Raw genomic sequence first — 1,348 nt, 5'->3', positions numbered from 1 at the left:
GGAATTTAACACTTTTTAACACTTTATTTTCTAATATTCTGTCATTTCAAGAAATCTAATCTGTACATAATTGAATTCTCTCAATACTAAAATCTCACATCTCACATCTAAATAATAGGTAGCAGAGCCCAATAAATTTGGAAAATGACATGAAACGCTTTACATTTAGTGTGCGAATAAAAAAGATAAAACGAATGCTTTCAAAGTCTCCTTACCGAGGCTCTGATAGAGAGCGTGTAAAGAAAGGATAGCCCTTTACTTTACGATCCGTGTTTTAAAAATGTTATAAATACGGAGTATTGTTCTTTAAAAGAATGGAAAAAACAAACAGACTTTGTCTGGTGGTTTTTTACGGATGAATGGAAATTGTTTCGTTCTCATTTTGTGTTGGGTTTTATGGAACGATGTACTTACAAAGTAGAGGAATTATATGGTAAAATACCAGATAGAGCACCCTCAACTTTTACTCGTGGTTCCGCCAGAAACCGTCTCTGAACAAGTCAGAGTTGCCTAAAAGTTAACGAGGAGTGCCCTACTGGAATATTTAGCAAAGTTACAAAATTCCAGCAATAGGCAAACTCTCGGTCAACTCGTGGCAATCTGGCGGATTTCGAACGAGTGACATCGTCTAAAGTAACTTATAATTTACTTTTTTTCTGTCGCTATTGTTTTCATAAACAAATATATAAATAAAAATAGATAAAACAAAATAAATTAATCTATTTTGATATGAATAAAGAATTTTATCAAAAAGAATATGGAAAAAGAGTTTCTAAATTCTTAATCTATTATAATCTTACAGAAGGTGATTTAGCTAAATTAATTGATTCAAACTCTACCAATATTAGAAGTATCATTAATGGTGAAGTTGGCTTAAATATTAACAAGATGATTAATATTGCATCTGTATTCGGTCTTACATATTACGATTTTGCAAATCCAAAATTTAAATTACCTTCAAAAAGTAGTCTTCCTGAATTAACTATTAAAATAATTAAAGAAAGACAGAAAAAAGGCTCTATTATCCGTGATAAATCTAATATTCTTGCAGTAGAACTTGATCGTTTAATAAATGAAGGTATTTTAAATAAACCTATTACTTCAAAAATTCTTCTATCCTTAATGAATTCTGATGCTCAGAAAAAAAGCTCAACTAGTATTACAAATCTTTTAAGAAAAGAACCTAGAAATACATTAATAATACAGCTTAAACAAAAATATGGGAATGAAAGTATTTTTATTGAAAAAAAATATGCTGAAAAATATACAAATATGAGCACCGAAAAACTAAAATTATTATTGGACTCTAAATAGATTATTAAAGGATTTGTAATCTTCCCCTTGTTAA

1 protein-coding gene is annotated in these 1,348 nt (G+C 29.1%); it reads left to right on the top strand.

Going from position 1 to position 1,348, the window contains the following annotated elements; genetic code table 11:
• The first annotated feature begins 729 nt into the window (after window positions 1–729).
• The gene (locus B4L98_RS05895) at window positions 730–1,314 is read left to right on the top strand and encodes a helix-turn-helix domain-containing protein (RefSeq protein WP_286496459.1); all 585 of its coding nucleotides are present in this window, start codon (window positions 730–732) and stop codon (window positions 1,312–1,314) included.
• The last annotated feature ends 34 nt before the right edge of the window (window positions 1,315–1,348 follow it).

This window comes from Empedobacter sp. UBA5528 (assembly GCF_002426075.1).
In the GTDB taxonomy this organism is placed as follows: domain Bacteria; phylum Bacteroidota; class Bacteroidia; order Flavobacteriales; family Weeksellaceae; genus Empedobacter; species Empedobacter falsenii_B.
Note: the sequence above shows the minus strand (reverse complement) of the source record. Positions and strands in the feature narration are given on the sequence as shown.